Origin of the sequence: Sorangium sp. So ce281, from assembly GCF_051527395.1 — a bacterium.
GTDB lineage: Bacteria > Myxococcota_A > Polyangia > Polyangiales > Polyangiaceae > Sorangium > Sorangium cellulosum_B.
On sequence record NZ_CP150322.1, the window covers coordinates 7,792,831 to 7,813,763 of the forward strand.

Annotated in this window: 15 protein-coding genes; 3 read left to right on the forward strand and 12 right to left on the reverse strand. The window is 71.5% G+C overall.

The window, feature by feature from the left end; genetic code table 11:
* Positions 1 to 48 precede the first annotated feature (48 nt).
* Positions 49 to 1,590, reverse strand: coding sequence for a hypothetical protein (locus WMF27_RS29505; RefSeq protein WP_437765539.1), 1,542 nt, complete (start codon positions 1,588 to 1,590; stop codon positions 49 to 51).
* A complete protein-coding gene (locus tag WMF27_RS29510; protein WP_437765538.1) occupies positions 1,587 to 2,246 on the reverse strand; it encodes a Maf family protein in 660 nt (219 codons plus the stop codon). The genes WMF27_RS29505 and WMF27_RS29510 overlap by 4 nt, the downstream gene beginning before the upstream one ends.
* Before the next feature lie 175 nt (positions 2,247 to 2,421).
* On the opposite strand from WMF27_RS29510, the gene WMF27_RS29515 reads away from it, so the two are divergent.
* Positions 2,422 to 4,443 (forward strand): OmpA family protein, encoded by a 2,022-nt coding sequence (locus WMF27_RS29515; protein ID WP_437765537.1) that lies wholly within the window; start codon positions 2,422 to 2,424, stop codon positions 4,441 to 4,443.
* On the forward strand, positions 4,440 to 5,339 hold the full coding sequence (locus tag WMF27_RS29520) for a PPC domain-containing DNA-binding protein (protein WP_437765536.1): 900 nt from the start codon (positions 4,440 to 4,442) through the stop codon (positions 5,337 to 5,339). The genes WMF27_RS29515 and WMF27_RS29520 overlap by 4 nt, the downstream gene beginning before the upstream one ends.
* Before the next feature lie 49 nt (positions 5,340 to 5,388).
* Here WMF27_RS29520 and WMF27_RS29525 read toward each other — a convergent pair whose 3' ends face one another.
* The 10 genes from WMF27_RS29525 to WMF27_RS29570 all read right to left on the reverse strand — a co-directional run bounded on the left by WMF27_RS29525 (position 5,389) and on the right by WMF27_RS29570 (position 19,764).
* Positions 5,389 to 5,982: a polysaccharide biosynthesis/export family protein gene (locus WMF27_RS29525; protein ID WP_437765535.1), complete on the reverse strand. Its 594-nt coding sequence runs from the start codon at positions 5,980 to 5,982 to the stop codon at positions 5,389 to 5,391.
* The gene (locus WMF27_RS29530) at positions 5,982 to 7,367 is read right to left on the reverse strand and encodes a hypothetical protein (protein WP_437765534.1); all 1,386 of its coding nucleotides are present in this window, start codon (positions 7,365 to 7,367) and stop codon (positions 5,982 to 5,984) included. The genes WMF27_RS29525 and WMF27_RS29530 overlap by 1 nt, the downstream gene beginning before the upstream one ends.
* Positions 7,368 to 7,405: 38 nt before the next feature.
* Positions 7,406 to 7,981 (reverse strand): hypothetical protein, encoded by a 576-nt coding sequence (locus WMF27_RS29535; RefSeq protein ID WP_012238568.1) that lies wholly within the window; start codon positions 7,979 to 7,981, stop codon positions 7,406 to 7,408.
* A 212-nt stretch (positions 7,982 to 8,193) separates the two neighbouring features.
* Positions 8,194 to 9,639, reverse strand: a complete 1,446-nt coding sequence (locus WMF27_RS29540; protein ID WP_437765533.1) for an AgmX/PglI C-terminal domain-containing protein — start codon at positions 9,637 to 9,639, stop codon at positions 8,194 to 8,196.
* Positions 9,640 to 9,829: 190 nt separating this feature from the next.
* Complete coding sequence (locus WMF27_RS29545) at positions 9,830 to 10,453, reverse strand: hypothetical protein (RefSeq protein ID WP_437765532.1); 624 nt, start codon at positions 10,451 to 10,453, stop codon at positions 9,830 to 9,832.
* 9 nt (positions 10,454 to 10,462) lie between these two features.
* A complete protein-coding gene (locus WMF27_RS29550; protein ID WP_437765531.1) occupies positions 10,463 to 10,711 on the reverse strand; it encodes a hypothetical protein in 249 nt (82 codons plus the stop codon).
* A gap of 14 nt (positions 10,712 to 10,725) precedes the next feature.
* Complete coding sequence (locus tag WMF27_RS29555) at positions 10,726 to 12,078, reverse strand: tetratricopeptide repeat protein (protein ID WP_437765530.1); 1,353 nt, start codon at positions 12,076 to 12,078, stop codon at positions 10,726 to 10,728.
* Positions 12,075 to 16,106, reverse strand: coding sequence for a tetratricopeptide repeat protein (locus tag WMF27_RS29560; protein WP_437765529.1), 4,032 nt, complete (start codon positions 16,104 to 16,106; stop codon positions 12,075 to 12,077). Before WMF27_RS29560 ends, WMF27_RS29555 begins: the two co-directional genes overlap by 4 nt.
* A gap of 338 nt (positions 16,107 to 16,444) precedes the next feature.
* Positions 16,445 to 18,853 carry a tetratricopeptide repeat protein gene (locus tag WMF27_RS29565; protein ID WP_437765528.1) on the reverse strand — a complete coding sequence of 803 codons (2,409 nt, stop codon included), beginning with the start codon at positions 18,851 to 18,853 and terminating at the stop codon, positions 16,445 to 16,447.
* A 26-nt stretch (positions 18,854 to 18,879) separates the two neighbouring features.
* The gene (locus WMF27_RS29570) at positions 18,880 to 19,764 is read right to left on the reverse strand and encodes a hypothetical protein (protein ID WP_437765527.1); all 885 of its coding nucleotides are present in this window, start codon (positions 19,762 to 19,764) and stop codon (positions 18,880 to 18,882) included.
* A 533-nt stretch (positions 19,765 to 20,297) separates the two neighbouring features.
* Here WMF27_RS29570 and WMF27_RS29575 point away from each other — a divergent pair.
* Complete coding sequence (locus WMF27_RS29575) at positions 20,298 to 20,918, forward strand: RNA polymerase sigma factor (RefSeq protein WP_012238576.1); 621 nt, start codon at positions 20,298 to 20,300, stop codon at positions 20,916 to 20,918.
* The last annotated feature ends 15 nt before the right edge of the window (positions 20,919 to 20,933 follow it).

Consider the following 20,933-nt stretch of genomic DNA (forward strand, 5'->3'; position numbering starts at 1 on the left):
GCTCCCGAGCCGACGGGGGCCTAGGATGCAGCAGCCCAGGCGGCGCTGTCAAAGTAGCTCGTCGTCCGACGGCCCGCCCCGGCGCCCGCCCGGCGGCGTGAGGGGCGCGGCGGGCATGTGGGTGGTCGCGCGGGGCGCGCCGGCGGCAGGCCGATCCGCTTCCTGGCGCGCCGCGGCGAGGGCGGCGAGCCCCGAGAGGAGCGGGAACGCGACCAGCGCGTAACGCCCGGCACCGAAGAACACGGCGTGCGTCGCCGCGGTCGCAGCGAGGACGGCGAGCGCGGCGCCTGCCAGCACCGGCGCCCGGAGGAGCGCGCGGCCCTTGAGCAGCGCGAGGCCGAGGAGCGCGAGGTAGCCGACCCATGCGTGGAGGTGCAGCGCGGCGACGACCCCCAGCGCGAACAGCGCGAGCCGAGCGACGTCGAGCGCGCGGTGCGCGAGCAGGGGAAGGCGAGCTGCGCCGGGCGCCTGCGCGGGCCGGCGCGCCGCCCACACGAGCGCGGCGAGGAGGACGACGCGCTCGAAGACGGTCTCGACGGCGCCGAGCGCGACCTTGTCGGCCTCGCTGAACGCCGACGGGTTCGAGGCGTGGAGGTACCACCCGGCCGCGCCGCAGTAGTCGAACGTCGCCGCGAGCTTCCTGGGCACGAGCCCGAGCCATTCGCCCGGGTGCTCCGCGATGTACCGGCGCGCCTCGCGGCCGAAGCAGGCGTCCTTGCCGGCTTCGTCGAAGACCTCGCGGCACGCCTCGGGGACCTGGACCGGCGCCCAGGCGCCGGTGGACGCCGGGTCCGCTCCGATGAGGAGATTCCATCCGCCGTTCACGCTCACCAGGGCGCACTGGTTCATCCGCAGGCAGTTGCGCGCGGTCCAGGGCGCGCACACGAGGAGCGCCGCGATGACGGCCAGCAGGACGGGCGCCGCGCGCGCGGCGAACGGGGGGAGGAGCCGGGGACCGCCCGCGGGCGGAGAGCCCGAGAGGGCGAGGCCGGCGAACAGGGGCGCGAGCAGGAGCGCCTGCGGGCGGACGAGGGTGGCGGCGCCGATGAGCAGCCCGATGACGGCGAACGGGGCCAGCGCGGGGCGGCGCTCGCGCGCCCTCGCGGACGCCCACGCCGCGCAGGCGACGAGCGAACCGGTGACGCCCTCGGTCATGAGCGCCGGGGTATACGCCACGAGCCCGGGGTGGAGGGCGACGAGGCCGCCGGAGAGCGCCGGCACGGCGCGCGAGCGCGGCGCGGCGCGGGCCGCCAGGCGATGGACGGCGAGCGCCGCGAGCGCGCCGAGCACGGCGTTCAGCAGCATCGCGACCGCGGGGTGCGCGCCGAGCAGCGCGTACAGCGCGCCGACCGCGCCCGGATAGCCCACCGGGTAGTGCGCGGCGTACGTGACGGCGCCGTCCGGCCATAGCCACGTGTAGCCGAGCCCCGCCGCGATCCGCTCGGCGATGCGCTGGTAGTACGTCCCGTCGGCGGTCGGCGGAAAGCGCCCGGCCGCCCAGACGACCGTGGCGAGCCGCGCGGCGAGGGCGAGCGCGAAAATCGCGCCCGCGTCGCGCCGACGCGCGGCGACCGAGGCGCCGTCGCTCATGACGAGCGCGCGAGCGACAGCGGGAAGCGCGCGAGCAAGCCGGTGGCCCGCAGCGCAGCGACGACCTCGCACGCGGGCAGACCGACGACGTTCGAATAGGAGCCGTCGATGCGCGCGACGGCGAACGCGCCGATGCCCTGAATCGCGTAGGCGCCGGCCTTGTCGAGCCCCTCGCCGGTCGCCGCGTACGACGCCACCTCGCCGTCGTCGAGCTCGCGGAAGCGCACCCGCGTCACGACCGTCTCGGCGTGGAGCGCCTCGGCGAGGCCCGGGGCGGATGCCGTCGCGACGTCGGCCCGATCGCCGCCGGCGATCGCGAACCTCGTCCAGACCTGGTGCTCGCGGCCCGAGAGGGCGCGGAGCATGGCGCGCGCGTCGACCTCGTCCCGCGGCTTGCCGAGGATGGAATCGCCGAGGAGGACCGACGTGTCGGCGACGAGGATCGCGCCCGCCCCGGCCGCCTGGCGCAGGCGCCGCGCGGCCGCGAGCTTCGCCAGGGTGACGCGCTCCAGGTAGGCAGCGGCGTCCTCGGCGGCGCGCCCCGCCTCGTCGACCTCGGCCGCCGCGACGCGGAGAGGCAGGCCGAGCGTGGTCAGGATCTCTCGCCGGCGCGGCGAGCCGGAGCCGAGCAGGAGCGGGTGTGAGTCGTCGATCATGGTCGTGCGGACGCCGGCGGCGCCGGCCCCGGCCGGGCGTGGTCCTAGCACGGCGCCAGCGCGACCGCGGAGCACGACGCATTCCGACGCAAACCAAGCCGCGGACGCCAGCGGATCGCGGCGCGTCGATTGCTCTTTTGACTCTCCCCCCGGCAGTAGTAGAGGGTCGGGCGCGATGCGCGCCAACCGGAGGGAGCCTGCACGATCGAGCCTCCCGCTGCTGGCGGTGTCCGGGGTCTTCATGGCGGCCCTCCTTCCGGCGCCGGCGCGCGCGGACGAGTGCGCGCCGGCCAGCGGGCTGTCGGGCTGTATCGATGCCGACAACCTCTGGCCTCACGCAGGCGGCGGCCCTTTCTTCGCCGTGGGGAGCACAGGGACGGCTCCGAGCGCGAAGGCCTCGTTCGGCCTCGTGGCGAGCTACCTGTCGCGGCCAGTGGGCCTGCGCACCGCCTCGCCCGACCCCGAGGGGACGGTCATCCATGCGCTGGACAACATGGTCGACGCGACCTTCCTGGCGTCGTTCGGGCTCACCGATCGCCTGGAGGTCACGGTCGCCGCTCCCGTCACCCTGTACCAGGACGGGGCAGGCTTCTCCGACGTCCTCGGCACCGACACGGAGCTCCAGCGCAGCGTGATGCGCGACGCTCGCCTGGGCGCCGCGTTCGCGATCGTGCCGCCGGCCCGGCGTGGTCCGCTCGATGGCTTCTCGCTGGCAGCGCGCCTCGATCTGGGCGTGCCCACCGGCGACGGGTCGGTGTTCGCCAGCGCCGGGACCGTGACGCTCGCGCCGAGCGTCACCGCGGCGTACCGGCTCGGCAAGCTCCTGCTCGCGACCGAGGTCGGGGCCCGGCTGCGTGGCTCGAGCACGCTGATCGACACCGAGGTCGGCCCCCAGCTCCTCGGCGCCCTCGGCGCCTCGGTCGACGTGCTCCCCGACCGCTGGCTCACAGCGTCCGCGGAGGCGTTCGCCCTCTACACGCTCGCCGAGCAGCCCGCCGGAGCCCCGCCGCTGGTGCCGGCGGAGTGGATCCTGTCGGCCACGAGCGCCCCGCTGCTCGCGGGCGACGTCTCGCTGTCCGCGGGCGGCGGCGGCGCCATCCCGTTCGCCTCCGGCGGCGCGCTCACCGCGCCGCGCTTCCGGTTCAACCTGGGGCTCCGCTATGCGCCGACGGGGCGCGATGCAGACGCCGACGGCGTCCTCGATCGCGACGACGAGTGCCCGCTCGTCGCGGAGGATCGCGACGGCTTCCAGGACGGCGACGGATGCCCCGAGCCCGACAACGACGGCGATCGGATCCCCGACGGTCGCGACAGGTGCCGGGACGAGCCCGAGACGATCGACGGCTTCCAGGACGGCGACGGATGCCCGGATGCGGACGACGACAGCGACGGCGTCCCGGACGACGCCGACGCCTGCCGGAACGACCCCGAGGACCGCGACGGCTTCCAGGACAGCGACGGATGCCCCGATCCCGACAACGACGGCGACGGGATCCTGGATGCGCGCGACATGTGCCCCATGGGCGCCGAAGACGTCGACGGCTTCAAGGACGACGACGGGTGCCCCGATCCCGACAACGACATCGACCAGGTCCCTGACGCCAGCGACCAGTGCCCGGACAACGCCGAGGATCGCGACGGCTTCCAGGACGACGACGGATGCCCCGAGCCCGACAACGACGAGGACGGCGTGGTCGACGCGGCCGACGCATGCCCCATGACCGCCGAGACGATCGACGGCACGAACGACGCCGACGGCTGCCCTGAGCCGGCCGGCAGGTCCTTGCCGCGGTGGTCCGGCGATCAGGTCGTCCTCGACGGCCTGGCCCGCTTCCCGGCAGCGAGCGCCCGCGTGCCGCCGGCCCTCGCGGCGCAGCTCGGCATGATCGCCCAGCTCATGCGCGGGCGCATGCCCCTCGACATCGTCATCGTGGAGGCCTACGCCGATCGTCAGGGCGATCCGTCCACGCGCGCCCTCGAGCTCGCGGGCGCGCGCGCTAGCGCCGTCAAGGAGCTCCTTGCAACCGCGGGCTTGCCGGCGGACCGGATCACGGCCGCCGCTGGCGACCCATCAGCCAAGCGCGCGCCTGGCGCGCCCCAGATCGAGGTGACGGCGACCCGCGCTCGGCGCTCTGAAGGAGCCCCGGGTGCTCCAGGCGCAGCCCCCTCGACGACCGGAGAAAAGAAACAGAGATGAATGTCCTCGAGGCACGCCGTGCCCGCCATTTGATCATCCGCCTCGACCGGGGCGAGGAGCTCCCTGCAGCGCTGGTGCGCGCCCTCGATGAGGCCGAGGCGCGCTCCGGCTGGATCGAGGGGGTAGGCTCGCTGGAGAAGGCCGAGGTGGCGCTGTTCGATCAAGCCTCCCGCACCTACGCGAAGACGCGCGTCCTCGACGGCCCGTGCGACGTGGTGGCGCTCTCGGGGAACATCGCGCTCCAGCAGGGAGAGACCTCGCTTCGGCTGTCCGCCACGCTCGCCCGCGAGTCGGGCGTCGGCCTCCAGCTCGCCGCCGGCGAGCTCGTGTGGGCGCGCGTCTACGGGCTCGAGCTCCGCGTCACGGCGTTCGATGACCTGCCCCTGGTGCGGGTGTTCGACGATCGAACGGGCGCGATGCAGCTCGCGACCCAGTCGTCCGCCATCCCCGCGCTCGCGGGCGAACCGCCCCGCCTGGCGCCTCCGGTGCAGGCCGCGGAGCCGCCGCGCGCGACGCCTCCGCACGCCGTGGAGCCGCCGCGCGCGACGCCCCCGGCGCCCGCCATCGAGCCGCCGCGCGCGACGCCTCCGGCGCCCGCCGTGGAGCCGCCGCGCGCGGCCTCAACGGGCTCCGCGGAGCTCGCCGCCACGCCGCTACCGCAACGCCCGATCCGTCCTCGCCAGGAGGACGAGCCCTATCCGGAAGTGGGCGACAGCGTGACCCACTTTCACTTCGGCGACTGCACCGTGATCAGCTCGGATGGCGAGCGGATCCGCCTCCGCCAGGAGCGCGACGGCCGCGTGCGCGAGGTCTCGCTGACGATGCTCCGCATCGAGCCTCCCACCGTCGACGCGGCGACAGGCAGGAAGCAGTTCCGCCTCGCGCGAAAGAACTGAGAGCGACCGCGCCACCTCGGTCGAGAGGTGGCGGACGGCGCCTGCGCGCTCAGAAGACCCGCTGGGCGATGTGGATCGAGTCCCCTGCCTGGAGCGGCACATCGGGGATCTTGTTGTCGATGATGTCCTCGACCGAGACGGTGGTGAACACCGTCTTGCCCTGAGACTTCCTGCGGATCGTGATCCGATCCTTGTCCGCGATGCTGTTGAACCCTCCCGCCATCGAGATGGCGCGGAGCAGCGTCATGCCGGGCTGGAGCGGCAGGGACCCGGGCTTCTGCACCTCGCCGAGCACCTCGACCCGCTTCGAGTTGTACTCCTTGATGCTCACGCTCACGCTGGGGTCGGTGAGGACCTGCCCTTCCATGAGCTTCGCGCGCACGAGCTCCGCGACCTCCTGAGGCTCGAGGCCCGACACCTTGAGCCGCTTCAGGTAGGGCAAGTCGACGGTGCCATCCGGCGCGACGGTGAACGTCGAGGGCAGCTTGTCTTCTCCGACGATGCGGAGCTCGAACACGTCGCCGACCCCGATGGTCGTCGCCTCCACCGGCGCAGGCAGGTTCGCTGGCTGGGGCGCTCGCGATGAGCACGCAGCCAGGGCCAGCGCGAGCACGGCGGCGGTCCACCGACCAGAGCGCCGCATCACATGAACCAGCGCACGCCCAGGTACGCCTCGAACTGCTGCCATCCGAGGTAGTTCGGCGTCGTCTCCCGCGGAGGCGTCAGATGTTTGCCGCTGATGTTGTTGCCGTAACGTAGCGTCGAGTTGATCCCCAGCGAATCCCCTATGCGGTACTCACCGAACAGGGACGCGTCGACGCGGACGTCTGTCCAGGGACCCGAAGACGTGGAGTTGATCCCGTCCCCCGGAATCGCAGGATACACATGGGCCGCCACTCCGCCGTCGGCGATCAGCAGGAAGCGCCCACCGAAGAAGTAGGTCAGCTTGAGGTAACCGCGATCGCGCTCGTGGTAGGTCGAGAGATAGCTGTCGTGAAAATCGCGCGTGAATCCGGCCGACAGCGACGACAGCGCGAGCGTCGCCGCCTCGGGATCGGCCGATGGGTTCGGCGTCAGGTACCACTTCAGCTCGAGCTGGCCGATGACGCTGTCGAAGTCGTGCACCTCGGCCTGGCTGTCTGACGTGTAGAAGCTCGCGCCCCAGCCGGCCATCGCGAGGAGGCCAAACGACGACGTCACGAGGCCGTTGATACCGAGCTGCGCGCGCAGGGGATGAGAGGAGAGCTGAGCGGCCGGGTTCGGGTAATTCACGAACCCGAGCGACGCGTCGTAGATGAGCGCGGTGCGGGGCAAGAAGCGCCAGCGACCCCGCGTCCGGATCGAGTGGTGCAAGTTCGTCAGGCTGTCGAACTCGTCGACCTCGAAGAACGTGCCCAGGAAGCGATAACCTAGCCGCCAGTCGAGCAGCCCCCCGCCGGGCGTCCACACGAGCTCCGCGCCGGCGTCGGCGTGGACGCGCCGAAAGCTCTGGTTGGAAATCCCGAGATCCGAAGAGGCGATGGTCCGGCCGAGCGACGCATCGAGGATCCCGGACCAGGGGCGCCGGGGCAGGATCGTCAGCTTGGCGTCGAGCAGGCCGCCGATGTTCCGCTGCTCACTCAGCCGATCCTGCCCGACCTCGCTGCCGGATACAGGGAAGAACTCTTCATAGGTCGCGGCGATGCCGGCGCGAAACTCGACGTCTGGCGGCGGCGCGTCGGGCGTCACCTCGTAGCGCTGCTGGCTCAGCGTCGAGAGCGAAAACGACGGCGTGATCCGGAGCCGCAACGAGCCAACAGGCCCGCGATCATTGAGGCCTGCATAATCGTTTTCGTCCCGGCGGAAGAAGTTGGAGTCATAACCGAACTCCGCAGCGACTCCGGGATGCAGCTCGAGATCGCCGCTGCGTATCCCGATGCCCTCGGTGTAGCGCCGATCCTTGAGCCACGGCTGATCCTGCGCCAGGGCCAACGCCGGGGACAGAGTGAGTGTGACTGCGGCAGCGGCTATGGTTTCACGAAGTTTCATCGCCTATTGGGCAGTGGCAATCCGAGAGAGGCGGTCGCCTACCGAAAACAGCTACTGCACGCAGGCGGCTCGATGATGATCTGGCTGACGGGATACTCGGAAGGATCGTCCTTGGGGAGGTTCGGATCGATCGTCGCCGTCACGGCGCTGTCGCCGATAAAGCCCGCTTCCTGTCCGATGCACTGGTTGGCCTCGGCCGTCAGTTGCTCAGTCCGCTGCCGCAGCACCGTCAGGATCGTGAACTCATGGTTGGAGAGATCGACGTCACGCCGATTCACGGCGAGCTCCAGGCCCTGCCGCCGCTCGCGGGCGGAGCGGATGGCGACATCGATCTGATTCAGCTTGTCGTCAAGACAGAGCGTCTTCACGACGTCGCGCTGCGACCGGGCCGTCTCCAGCTGGCGACGAACCGACGTGCGGGCTCCGTCCATCCGGGCGAGGTAGGTCTCGCTCTGCGCGAGCTGCTCTGCGGGCGAGAGCGTCACCTGCCGCGCGAGGCCGGCGGAGGCGTCCGGCGGAGGCGCCGTCTGCGCCTGCGCAGCGGCGATCCCGTGGCCGACCACGACCGAGATCAGCGCCACTGCGGCGAAGCCAGGGATCTGTTCACGCTTCATCGAAGCCTCCGGAAGTCAGACCCGCGCAGTATAGGTGCGGGTAGACGTAATTGTCAAAACGCAATGAACATGCCGAGCAGCCAGCAGCGCGCGTCCGTCGGGAGCCCCCGTACGGCGCTCTCTCGGTTCGATGCGCGACGTCAGCACGCCATTCACGTGCAAGCGAGGAGAGAGAATTGCGTCTTGTTCACAGACCCGGAGAGCATCGGGGGCTATTGGCTCACGAAAGTGACAGGAATCACAACCGTCGCGCCGCCGCCCTCGGGCGGCGCAAACTGCGCGCTCTGGACGCGCGCGACGACGCACGAGACCACCGTACCGGACAGCCCGCCGCCGCCGGAGGGGGTCGCCGAGAGCACCTCGCCGTTGGGGCCGATCTTCGCGGTGATCCGGACCGATCCCTTCATGCTCGGGTCCTCTTGAAGACCTTTGTTATAGCAACGACGGAAGCCGGCGGTCATCCCGGCCACGACGGAGGGCGCGTTCGAGACGCTCCCGCCGGAGACTGCGGCGCCGCCCACCTGGGCGTTGCCCACCGGCCCCTTGACCGTCTGTGCCGAGCCGGCCGTCGCAGGGCCGCTGGTCCCGGTATTGCCAATCGTGGCGAGGCCGCCACCGCCGGCCGCGCCAGGTCGCACGGTGCCACTCCCGGCGCCGCCCATGTTCAATCCCGCCACACCGCCCTTGCCGACGCCGGCCCCTGAGGCGGCCGCGTTCTCGAGCAAGCCGGTGGGCACGTCGCCCGAGCTCAGGACGCTGGCGGTCGCGTTCCCGCTCGAGTTGAGCGCGCCAAGCATCTGCATGTCGAGCTGCGCGAGCTCGTTGGTGAGCGCCGACGCGCGGGCGTCGCTCATCCCGCCAGAGCCCTTCCCCGGGCTGGCGGCCGCCGCCCCCTTGTTCCCACCGCCAGCGGCCTTGGGCGCTTCGGCAGCAGGCGCCGCCGTCGCGGCCGGCGCCTCGACGTCCTCCTTCGGCTGCTCCACCGGCGGCGGGGGCAGCTGCTTCACGGACTCGAGCAGCTGCGCGACGTCGATCTCATCGTCGACCACCGGGTCCATCCAGTCGGAGTAGATCGACCCCACGGCGCCGAAGTGGAACAGGAACGAGAACGCGGCGATGATCGTGGTCGTCCAGTCGATGTCGTTCGCGATCCCCGACCGCACCGAGACGGGCAGCTGCGGCTTGGGCTGCACCGGCGGCGGCGCGACGAACTGGAAGAGGAACGTCGTCTCCCCCACGACGAGCTTGCCGCGCGCCTCCTCGCTGAGCTGGACCTGGTAGGCCTGGACATTGCCGACCGCCACGCGCTTGGCCGACGACTTGAGCGCGGAGAGCTCGGAGACGCCGGCCTTGAAGGCGACACGGCCGGTCATCCCGTCCAGGAAATTGAGGAAGTACTCGCCCCCCACGAGCTCGAACACCCGAAAATTCGGCGGGATGCTCTTGCTCGGGATGACGAACATGCTCTTTTCGCTGGGACCGATGGTGACGTGGGTGCGCTGCTTGATGACGCGCTCCTCGATCACCTTCCCCCCCTGAACCAGGCCGATCCTGAGCACCTTCGGGCCGGTCACCGGTGCGACCGCCCGCATGACCGCGGTCATCTGCCCGGGCTGCCCGGGGCGCGACGGGGTGGGGTGCGGGTGCTGCTGGGTCATTCCAAAGGACTCCGGGAGAGGGGGGACGAAGCGGGCGCCGATCGCGATCGCGCGCGGCCTGCGGGGCCGCGCTCCGGGGCCCCGCAGGCCCCGGGCCCGGATCCGCGAGCGACGCGCCGCGCAGCGGAGGGCACCATAATTTGCGAGGGTACACGGACAGCTCGGGGCGGTCCAGGAGAGCGCGCCGCGCTCACCGGGGCGCCCGGCGAGCGCGTCGGGGCGATCCGGAAGGGCGCCCGGGGCCCCCGACGCCATCGTCGATGTTACCGGCGCTATCGGCGTTATCGAGCGGTTCCAGGGCGACCCGCACGAGCCCGTCGATCGCCTCGCGCCCCCGCGCGGCAGCGGCGCGGCCGGCCCGCCCAGCGGCCGCGGACGCGATCGCGCCGGCGCCCCCCGCGCCCAGGACGAGCGCGATGACCGAGGGGCCGGCCTGCGCGAGGTACGAGAGCGTGGCCAGGAACAGCGCGGCGAGCGCCGACAGGCGCGCCGCCGCGCGTGGCCACCCCGCGCCGGCGTCGAGCCGCTGCTCGATCTCGGCGAGGAGCTCGTTCGCCGCCGCGATCTTCGCGCGCGGGTCGGCGACGGCCATGACCTCGATCGCGAGGCGGCGCTCCCAGCTCTCCGGCGGCGACCGCCTCGCGAGCTCCGCCAGCCGCGCCTCGCCGGGCAGCGCGCGGAGCGAGCGCGCGAGCGACATCAGGTCGCCGCCGGCCGCGCGCGCGACCTGCGCGGGGTGCTTCCACGAGATCGCGGCGCAGGCGGCGCTCGACGCGATCGACAGCGCGCTCAAGAGCACGGCGGCGGCGGACACACCGGCCGCCTAGAACGGCTCCTTGAAGATCGCCTGCTCGATGCGGTCCAGGAACGGCTGACGCAGCTCGGCGAGCGTGAGCTTCGGCTGGATCCGGCTGACGTCGACGGCCGCGATGGGCTTCTGGATGCGGCCCGTGATCGTCACCTCCGCGAGCGTGATGACGCCGCGCTGCTTGCCCTTCTCCTGCGCGCCCGCCGGCGCGCCGTGGCCGAGGATCGCGAGCAGGACCGAACCCAGCGCAAGTGCCTTGTACATGCTCATGGTCTCCCTCACGTGTCGGTCGCGGCGTCGGCGACGCCTCCATCCGGCGCGGCGGCAGGAGGAGGCGCCGCGGGCTGGGCCGCGGCGGCAGCCGCGTTGAGCTCCCCTTCCTTGAGCTTGGCGCGGTTCAGGAGCTCCTCCGAGTCGTCGCGCTGGCCCTTGTTGCGCAGCTCCTGGAACCTCGTCAGCGATTTTATCGCCTCCGCCACCTGCTGCTTCGGCGTCATGCCAGGGACGGCGGGGGCGAACAGGTAGAGCAGGCCGAGGTCGTAGTGGACCTGAGGCAGGTTCGGGTCGCGGGCGAGCACCCAGTCGAACTCGCGCTTCGCGTCGGCGTAGCGCTCGAGCAGGCGGTAAGCGTCCCCGAGGTTGAGGTGCGCGGCGACGTGCTCGGAATCGAAGCGGACGGCGCCCTCGAGAAGCGGCAGCGCCTCCTGGGCGCTGCCCGCCTCGAGCAGGTAGGTCGCGAGCTGCACCCGCGCCTCGACGAGATCGGGGCGGCGCGTCACCGCCTTGCGAAACTCCTCCAGCGCCGCGGCGCGCTGCCCCTGCTCCCGGTAAATCAGGCCGCGGAGCAGCAGCGCCTCGGCGTTGTCCCTGTCGCGCGGCGGGTTCTCGCTGACCGGCTCGAACCCGTCCAGGATCGCCTGGAGCGCGTACAGCGCGAGATCGAGGCGCCGGTTCCTGTAGTGATCGCGGGCGATGATCACCATCGCCGGCCGGTAGTCGGGGTTGATCTTCAGCGCCTCCTGCGCGATCCGCTGGGCAGAGCCGGTATCCCGCTGGAGCGACTTGACCTCCGCGAGCGTCGCCGCGACGGCCGCCGATTTCGGCATCTGGCCGCGCTTCTCGCTCAGGAGCCGCTCGGCCTCGCCGAGCTGGGTCTTCCTGGCGAGGAGCATCGCGTAGGCGATGATGGCGGGCTCGTAGTCCGGCACGAGCGTGAAGGCCTGGCGGTAGCTCGCGCCGGCGCCCGCGTCGCGGAGCCGCTCCTGCACCACGCCGAGCGAATAGAAGGCCTGGTGCGCGCGCGGGTCGGCCTGCGTCGCCTGGCCGAACTGGGCCCTCGCGCTGACGAGATCGCCGGTCGCGAACGCCTGCAGGCCGCTCTGGTAGAGCGCCGCCGCCCGGGCGTTCATGGCCGGCGCAGCCGTCTGGGCGGGCAGATCGTAGGGGCGCGCCGAGCTCGGCATGTCGTTCATGCCGTACGGCGCCTGGACGGGCGCGGTCGCGGCGGGCCCCGCTGGAACCGTGGGCACCTTGGGCGGCGGCGTCGCCTCCTCGCCGCAGGACGCGAGGGCAAACGGCGACATGACCGCGAGCAGGCTGGCGAAGAGGGAGACAGGGAGGCGGCGCATCATGGGACGACCGGCAGGGGCAGGGGGAGGCCGTCGGGCGCGAGCGGCGGAGTCATGCCGGGCCGCGTCCGGAGGAAGAGGCCATCCTTGTACTCGAACGGGCGCTTCGTCTCGGGATCGATGACCCCCTGGCTCCACTCGCGGAGCTTGGCGTCGCCGAGGATGTCCGTGAAGAACGCGAGCCGCTGGATCGCGAGGTCGACCGCTGGATTCCGGACCTTCCACGCCTTCGCCCAGACGACGGACTCGACGTAGAACTTGACCATCGCCTTGTCGGCGTCGTTGAGGAGCCGCTCGCGCGCCGCGCGCCACTGCTCGCGCCGGTTCTGCCGGAGCGCGTCGGCCGTCTCCTGGAGATCCTCGCGATCGCTCGTCTCGGCAAGCTTGAGCAGCTTCTCTTCCTTGTCGGTGTACAGCCTCAGCCCCGGCGGGCGGGCGTTGTAGAGGCCGGTGCGGCAGGAGTCGTAGAGCGAGCCCTGACGCGCGCGCGCGGCCACCGACCACGGGCGCGACTCGTAGGCGGTGATGACCTCCTGGAGCTCCTTCCAGTACCTGTCGTTGGCCTTGGCGACATCCGCCTCGAAGGCCCGCTTCACCTGATCGATGACCCCCTCGTAGCGGTGATGGCCGGTGTCGTAGTCGAACTCGGCCTTGATGCGATCGTCGATGGCCTTATAGGCGCACTCCGCCGCCATGTCGGCCTGCACCGAGCCGAGGGCCTTCACCTTGTCGCCGGTCGCCGAGCTCCGGAAGGACGTGAACGCTGTCATGGTGTTCTTGCACCAATCCCGCGCCTTCGGGTCGCCGCCGGCGGCGCGCATCTTGGATGCATGGTACGCCGCCTGGACGACATACCCGCTCGCGGCCGGGTTGTTCTTGTTGGCCGCGTAATAGGCCTCCATCGACTGCGTGGCCTTGGTCCGGGCGGCGCGGTTCGGGCCCTCGTCGGCCCCGCGCTCGTCCCAGGCCTTCAGGTCCGCCGAGGCGACGAGGAAATCGATGTCGGCCTTCTGCTCGGGCGGCGGGTTCAGGCTCATGAAGGTCGCGCGCGAGGCGGTCATCTTGTCGCGCTCCCCGATGTTCGCGTACAGCAACACCGAGTTCCTCGCGGCGTCCCGGCGCGCCGCCTGCTCGAACCGGCCGTTGCGAGCGATGGTGTCGTAGGTCTCGGCCGCGCTGCGGTAGTTGAAGAAGAGGACGTACGCGGCGGAGAGCGCGTCGTAGGCCTGCTTCAGGTATTTCACCCGCTCGGCGTAGCGCTTCGGGTCGGGGTTCTTCGGAGGGTTCGCGCCCGGATCGCCCTTCTCGAGCTTCGACAGGTTCTCCTCGCTGCCGTACTCCTTGATGAACAGGGAGTACATCGCGATGGCCTGGTCGTAGTCGCCCACCTGCTTGTAGCAGTAAGCGCCGTTCATGGCGGCCTCCGGCGCCTCGTCGCGGGCCGGCGCCTTCTCGAGCGCGACCTTGTAGAGCGCCGCGGCCTCGCGCCAGGCGGCGACGCGCGCGGGGCCGTCCGGCATCTTCTCGGCCTTCTCGAAGGCCCGGGCGGCGTCGATGTAATAGCCGCGGGAGATCGTCGGCCGAGCGATGTCGCCCTCCTTCAGCTTCTGCTCCTCGCTGACGGCGCAGCTCCGCGTGAGCGCCGCCTCGGCGAGCTTGCGGCTCTGCTCGACGTTGTTCTCGAGGTTCGACATCGTCGTGAGCCGCTCCCACGCCTTGTAGCCGAACTCCGTCTTGCCGCACTGCGCTTCGTAGATGGGCTCCATCCGCTTGCGCGCCTCGGCGAACTGGCCGTAGAGGAAGTAGTAGTCGGCCGCCTGGAACGCGTAGAGGTCGATGTTCTTCGGGGCGTCGAGCGCGGGAGGGACCCGCTGGATGTACTCGTCCCGCGCCGTGACGGCCGCCTGGACCTGGGGGGGCAGCGGCTCGGCGACGACGCGCTGCTGGTCGCCCTCGCCGACGATCTTGACCTTCTCGCGCGGCTCGATGCCCTCGGCGCCGCTCGTCCGCTGGAAGAGCTTGTGTCGATCCAGGAGCGCCTGGTGGGCGGTGTCGACGACCATGTACGCCGCGGGCTGCAGGTACTTGTCGTCCTCGTTGGAGTCCCGCACGCCGACCGCCGAGCTCCTCGCCTGCTCGATCTCGTGCGTCGCGGGCGAGCGATCCATCGCCACCGTGATGACCACGACCATGTGGTGCGCGTCGGCGAGCCAGTACCGGCTCTCGTACGCGTCCGGGGCGTTCTCGTCCTGGGCCAGGTAGCCGGCCCAGCCCTGCGCGGCGAGGCGGTACTCGCCGAGCGCCCGCTCGAAGATCGGGTCGCGCGTCTCCTTGTCGCCGACCGTCAGCGCCTGCTGCACGAGCGCGCTTCCGGCGTTCGTGTGATCGGCGGCAGCACGGCGCAGCCCGCCGCGCACGAGCCGCTCGGCGGTCTGGATCGCCTCGGGATCGTCCTTGTTCGCCTCGACCCACGGGGTCGTCCCGACGTACTGGGCGAGCTTCGTGCGCGCCTCGAGCGCCTTCGCCGAGTTCATCGCCCGCTCGGCCGTCCCCTCGCGCGACTGCGAGGTGAGCGTGTCGTAGATGTCCGCGATCTGGTTCTGGACCACGGGCGCGTCGCGGTGCATCGGCCACTTCCTGAGGAGGATCTCGCTCACCTCGATCGTGTTCCGGTACTGATTGAGCTCCTTGAACTCCAGCGCGAGCGCCTTGTAGATCTCGACCGTCCACTTCTGATCCTGCGGGATCAGCTTGGGATCCTGGACGCGCTCGATGGCGATCCGCATCTTCTGCTCGGCCATGCGCGGGTCGGTCTCGACGTCGAGGACGTCGTTCCGCGGGACGTAGGGCTCGTCCGGTCCGGGGCCGACGAAGTCGAGGTACGTGAGCGAGCCGGCGATGTAGGTGTACGCCTCCGCGCGGAAATCCGCGCCAGGATCGCCCGTCAGCTTCTCCTGCTCGTCGGTGTAGCGGAGCAGCTCGATGAACTGGCGTACCGAGGTCTCGTAACGCTGCTGCTTGAAGTACGTCCAGGCGAGCTTGTACATCGCGACGCCGTGGACAGGAGGCTTCTTGTACTTGATGGACTGCCGGTACGCCGACTCCGCCCTGTTGTAGTTGAACGGGCCGCCGGCGCGGTCGATCTCGTTGAAATGGTAGTCGCCGATCTGCCACCAGACCTCGGCGACGTAGCGGGGCTCCGCGCCGAGCGCCGTCTTCTGCGGGATCGGCTGGCAATCGTCCGGATACGGATCGACGTACGCCGTCTCGTCCTCGGTGACGGGCGCCCGCCCCCGCGCGCCCTTGCGCGTGGCCTGGAGCGCCCGGCCGCCCGGCGTGGACCCGATGGGCGTCGGGTGGCGCGCCTCCCAGCCGGTCCAGTAATCGTTGTCGTGGTCCTGCGGGAGCTTGCCGACGGTGTCGCGCGTCGGATCCGTCGGGTCGGTCTCGACGGGATAGGGATACTTGGCGTGGCACACGAGCGAGCGCCACACCTGCTGCGCCTCGGGGAACCGGACCGAATCGTTCAGCGCATGGCCGAGATAGTAATAGATCCCGGCGAGCTCACGGTACTGGGGGAACTCGCGGATGACGCGCTTGTAGAGCGCGATGGCCGGGAGCAGCGCGACGCTGAGATCCTCGCTCGCGTCGTTGTCGGTGCGCGCGCGCTCCTCGTAGAGCGCGGCCAGGCGGAACATCGCGTCGGGCGTGTTCTCGGGGTGGGCGTTCGGGCCGCTGTAGCGCTCGACGAACACCTCGAGCCGGCGGATCGCCTCTTCCCGGGCGTCGCGGAGCCCCTTCCTCTCGATCTCGATCTCGCGGTCGAGTGACGAGAGGATGCGGCGGCGCCGGTCCTCGTAGTGGTGCTGCACGATGCGGGTGATGGCGCTCCGGTAGTCGCGCGCCGCCTTCTCGTAGGCGGCCGCCTCCTTCTCGAGCGCGGCGAGCGCCGCCAGCTGGGCCGGCGTCGGAGGAGGAGGCGGCGGCGCCTGCTTGCGCCCGACCGACATCGACGGCGCGAAGGGTTGCACCGCTGGCGCAGCCGGCGCCGTGGCGCCAGGCGCAGCCGGGGTCGGCGCAGTCGTGGTCGGCGCGGCCACGGCGCCAGGCGCAGCCGGGGTCGGCGCGGTCGCGGGAACGGCAGACGCCGCCGGCGCTGGCTGGCCGCCCGGCTGAGAGAGCGCGAGCGGCGCGACCGCCAGCACCAGGGCAAGGCTGGCAAACCCGAGGGCGCCGCGCGGGCGACGGCGCACCGTTCGCACAGCGCCGCGCGGCGCGCGAGCGACCGCCGATCCGAGGAGCTGCGCCCCTGCCCCTCCGCGCGGCGCGCCAGAGATCTGCGGCGCGTCCGCGCCACCACGCTCCTTGCTCACTTCTCGTCCTCCGGATCGCCGCTGTCGTCGAGGACCTCGTTGAGCTCCTCCTTGAGGACCCGATCCTCACGGGCACGCTCGACCTGCAGGCTGCGAACGCGCGTCATCTGCTCCTCGCGGACCTCCCACGCCTCCTCGGTGATGCCGACGTCGGCGCGCAGGATGATGTTCTTCAGCCGGTCCCGGACGAGGCCGAAGTTTCGCATCGCGACCTCGCCGACGACGAGGCGCGCCTCCCGATCGAGCCCATCGAGCTGCACCGAGTAGTGAACGACGTTCGCCGTCTCCCGGCCGACGATCTGCCGGAGCCCCGCGGACTTCTGGGCGACCTCCCCCTCGATGTCGCGGAGCGCCGCCTCGACCTTCGCGTCCGCCGCGTCGCCGGCGCGGAGCACCGGCGTGATGCGCTGCGCGTACGCCGCGAGCTCCGCGCCGCCGGCGCCCGCCGCGGCCAGCTGCGCCTCGCGCGTCAACGCGTCGCGGTGGGCCTTGCGCACCTGCGCGTCCTCGATGAAGCGCTGATCGCCGAAGCCGACCTGGACCCGGCCCGCGCTGATCTGCTTGCGGAGCACGTCGGCCTGCTGGCGGTAGAGCGCGAGGTCGCGCTCGTTCTGAGCGAGCTCGATCTCGAACCGGGCGACGCTCGCGGGATCCCGGACGACCCCGGCGTGCGGGCCATCGCGGAGGAGCCGCCTGAGGCCGTTGACCGTCGCCTGCAGCGAGTCCATCTGCAGCGTGAGCTGCTGCAAGCGCTGCGACTGGGTGTTCCACTGCTTGAGCGCCTGCGCCTCGCGATCCTGGAAGTCGGCGTCCGTGACGGGCACCCGCGCGAGGCGCTTCTCCAGCGCCCTACGCCTCGCGCGCACGCCGCCGATCTCGCCCGAGAGCGAGTCGTCCTCCACGTCGTCCATGCCCTGGCCGAGCGCGAGGCGCGCCAGCGCGACCCGGTTGAGCAGCGCGAGCGCCTTCTCCTCGCCGGCCTTGAGCTCCGGGAACGCGCGCACCCGGTTGGGCGAGCTGAGCACGGCGTTCAGCTTCTCGATGAGCTCGTTCGACTGCTTGATCAGCTCGCGGCAGTGGTTGATGTCGTCGATCACCGCGAACGCGGCCGGGCCGTCCTCGGCCTCGCGCGCCCACTGCACCGCGAGCGGCGGGAGCGAGGTGGTCGTGTCGAGCGCCTCGATCTGCTCCTGGCTCAGCTTGTCGTAGTAGACCGCTGGATCGCTCGTCGAGCCGAGGAAGGCGTCCACGCGCGCGCGCATCGGGTCGTACGTGGCGCGGACCCCCTCGTACACCTTCAGCGCCTTCTCGAAGCGGCCCGCGCGCAGCATCAGGTCGCCGCGGAGCAGCGAGCCGTCCGCGATGTTCTGGCTGTCCGGCTCGGCGATCGCGAGGATCTCGAGCGACCGCTGGGCGCGATCCACGTCGCCCAGGCGGACATACACCCACGCGAGCTCGTAGAGCATCGTCCCGAACTCGGGCGAGACGCGGTCGATGTGGCCGTAGGCCTGCACGGCCTGGGACCACTGGTCGGCCTCGTAGAAGAGCCGCCCGATCGCGAGCCACGCGAGGTCGATGACGCGCCGGTGCTCCGAGGTGTCGGCCGGCAGCTGCGTCACCTTCTGGAACAGATCGATCGCGGCGACGTAGCGGGTCTTGGGCACCGCCGGGGGCGCCTCGCCCTCCTTGAGCGGCTCCGGCGGGGGCGTCGCCTCCTTCACCGCGATCAGGCCGAGCAGGTACCTCGCCTGGTGGAAGTACTCGCTCTGCGGGTCGACCGCGCCGAGCGAGGCCTTCGCGCCGCCGAAGTCCTTCTTCACGTAGAGGCCCTTGCCGCGCGCGTACGCGAGGGCGCTCCCCGCCGTGGAGGCCGGGACGCCGTTCATCGACGCGAAGACGGCGTCGAGCGCGTCGTAGTCCTTGATCCGGAGGCAGATGTCCACGAGCCGGCCGAGCGCCTTCGCCTGGTAGGCGGCGAAGCGCGGCTCGGCGCCGCTCGCGACGACCCGCTGGAAGACCCGGCGGGCCGAGAGGTACTGCTTCGAGCGGAAGTACGTCTCCCCGAGCAGCGTGAGCGCGTCCGGGTACGCCGTCGGATGGTCGGGGTACTTCTCGACCACCTGGTTCAGCACGTTCGCCGCCCGCTCGTAATCCCTGGAGCCCATCAGGAGCTGGGCGTCCGCGATGCGCTGGGCCGGCGTGCGCTGCTCGCCGCGGGACTTGTGGATCGCCGCCTGGATGGCGCCCAGCCCGGAGGTGACGCTGCCGATCTGCTGAGAGGCGCCCGTGTAGGCGCGCTCAGCGTCCAGGGCCCACGCTTCGGCGGGGGCCGCGGTCGTCGCCGCGCCGAGTGCGAGCACGCCAAGCAAGGCAGGGAGTACCCGCGATCCGGTGTCCCAGGTCATGGTGGCTTGTCCTAACGAGCTCGAGCCTACTTCCCACCCGCGGCGCCGGACGGCTGCCCGGGAGAATCCGAGAGGCCGCTCACGATCTTCTCGACGAACCGGACGGCTGGCCGCTCTTCGAGCGGGGTCGTGACGCCGCCCTTCTCGAACGCGACCGCCTGAAGGTTGATGGTCTTGCCCTCGACCGCCGTGAAGGAATGGCTGGAGCGCACCTCGAAGCGGTAGCCCCGGAGGTAGGAGAACACCCCGTAGCCGTTGCCCTGCAGGTTCACGAGGACCTGGAGCGTGTGATCCCCCGGCGGAACGGAGCCGTTGAAGATCGGGATCTCGGTCTGCTCGGCGAGGGCGCCCGACTGATCGGTCTTGTTGTACTGGACGGCGCCATCCAGGACGATCAGCACGCGCGTGACGCGGAACGCGGACGACAGCTCGTTGTTGAACCGGATCGAGGCGCGCGATCCGGCGCCGCCGCCGGAGAGGATCGTGTCGCTGAGGAGCGAGAGCCGCGTGTGGCTGCGGCGGATCTGCTCCTTGAGCTCGTCGATGCGCTGCTCCAGATCGCGCAGCCGCACCGCGTAGGTCGGACCATCCATCGCCGGAGCGGCGGCCGCGCCCGCAGCCGGGGCGCTCGTCGGGGCAGGAGGCGCCGCCGGGGCGGCCGTCGCGCCGGGCGCCGCCGTCGCGCCCGCAGCGGGGGCGACCGTCGCCGAAGCGGGCGCAGGAGCCGCTTGCGCTCCGTTGACAGGCGCGGGCGCTGCGGGGACAGCGGGCGCTGTGGAGGCCGCCGGCGCCACAGAGGCGGCGGGAACAGCGACCTTGCCCGCCGCGCCGCCCGGGGCCTGCGCGAAGGCGGGCATCGACATCAAGAACGAGGCCCCCACCCCCACTGCCATCATCCTGATAAGTCGCATCGAAAGGTAACCTCGTGGTTGAACCCTCGTCGGCAGAGGGGGGCGACCTCACGCCCGGTGCCGGGGAGTCTAGTGGCGGCGGGCTTCCGAGCGCAACGACCTGGGCACCTGCCTCCTCCTCCGGCGCAGGCTCCCGTCGCTGACGGCGCGAAGACAGCACAGCAAGCACAGCACGGCGCAGCCGAAATCGTGTGAGGGCCCTTCCGCGGCGGGCGCGGACCGCGGCCTCGGCCGGTCCGCAGGGCGCTGCCCCGAGAACGTCACGCGACCGCGACCGGCTCCCCCCCACCGGCGGCGCGCGGCGCGCGCGCCCGTCCCCTGCCCTTCCCCGGCCGCGGGCGCCACGGGCGAAGGGGGCTCGCTCGCTCGGGGGCGGATCCGCTAAGGTGCGCTTGTGTCAGGGGAAGGAGTGCTCCTCAGATCTTCGAGCCGCGCCGCGCGTCCGATCCGACGCCGCGGCCGCCGCCGCGAACACCCCGCCGCCCGGGCCGCCGAAGGAGCGCCGCAGAGGCTCGGCCGCGCCGGGAGCTAGGATGGTCCCGATTTCTCGAGAGGAGGTCACGGACGAAGCCCTGATGATGCGCTTCCAGGGCGGCGACCGCGCGGCGTTCGCCGGGCTCGTCCGGCGGCACAAAACGTCCATCTACAACTTCATCCTGCGACAGGTCCGCGGGCCTGCGATCGCCGAGGATCTGGTGCAGGATGTGTTCGTGAAGATCGTGCAGAGCGCCTCCGACTTCAAGCACGAGGCCAGGTTCACCACCTGGGCGTTCGCCATCGCGCGCAACGTCTGCATCGATCACCTGCGCAAGATGTCGCTCCGGCGCCACCCGTCGCTCGACCAGGGCTCCGGGGAGGGCGGCGACGGCCCGACGCTCGGCGAACGGACCGCGGACCCGGCGCCCCAGGCCGCGGTGGACCGGGTCGCGATCGGGACCGAGATGGGGCAGCGCATCGTCCGCGCCGTCGAGGGTCTCCCGCACGAGCAGCGGGAGGTCTTCCTGCTCCGGGAGATCGGGCACGTGCCGTTCAAGGACATCGCCCACATCGTGGGCGTGCCCGAGAACACGGTGAAGAGCCGGATGCGCTACGCCCTGGAGCGGCTCCAGGAGGCCCTCTCGGAGTACGAGGATTACGCGAGGGCGCTGCGCTAGCGCTCCGGAAGAGCT

Coding starts and splice junctions, on each gene's coding strand:
- WMF27_RS29505 (WP_437765539.1), bottom strand. CDS start 1,590: ATGAGCGACGGCGCCTCGGTCGCCGCGCGTCGGCGCGACGCGGGCGCG.
- WMF27_RS29510 (WP_437765538.1), bottom strand. CDS start 2,246: ATGATCGACGACTCACACCCGCTCCTGCTCGGCTCCGGCTCGCCGCGC.
- WMF27_RS29515 (WP_437765537.1), top strand. CDS start 2,422: ATGCGCGCCAACCGGAGGGAGCCTGCACGATCGAGCCTCCCGCTGCTG.
- WMF27_RS29520 (WP_437765536.1), top strand. CDS start 4,440: ATGAATGTCCTCGAGGCACGCCGTGCCCGCCATTTGATCATCCGCCTC.
- WMF27_RS29525 (WP_437765535.1), bottom strand. CDS start 5,982: ATGCGGCGCTCTGGTCGGTGGACCGCCGCCGTGCTCGCGCTGGCCCTG.
- WMF27_RS29530 (WP_437765534.1), bottom strand. CDS start 7,367: ATGAAACTTCGTGAAACCATAGCCGCTGCCGCAGTCACACTCACTCTG.
- WMF27_RS29535 (WP_012238568.1), bottom strand. CDS start 7,981: ATGAAGCGTGAACAGATCCCTGGCTTCGCCGCAGTGGCGCTGATCTCG.
- WMF27_RS29540 (WP_437765533.1), bottom strand. CDS start 9,639: ATGACCCAGCAGCACCCGCACCCCACCCCGTCGCGCCCCGGGCAGCCC.
- WMF27_RS29550 (WP_437765531.1), bottom strand. CDS start 10,711: ATGTACAAGGCACTTGCGCTGGGTTCGGTCCTGCTCGCGATCCTCGGC.
- WMF27_RS29555 (WP_437765530.1), bottom strand. CDS start 12,078: ATGATGCGCCGCCTCCCTGTCTCCCTCTTCGCCAGCCTGCTCGCGGTC.
- WMF27_RS29565 (WP_437765528.1), bottom strand. CDS start 18,853: ATGACCTGGGACACCGGATCGCGGGTACTCCCTGCCTTGCTTGGCGTG.
- WMF27_RS29570 (WP_437765527.1), bottom strand. CDS start 19,764: ATGCGACTTATCAGGATGATGGCAGTGGGGGTGGGGGCCTCGTTCTTG.
- WMF27_RS29575 (WP_012238576.1), top strand. CDS start 20,298: ATGGTCCCGATTTCTCGAGAGGAGGTCACGGACGAAGCCCTGATGATG.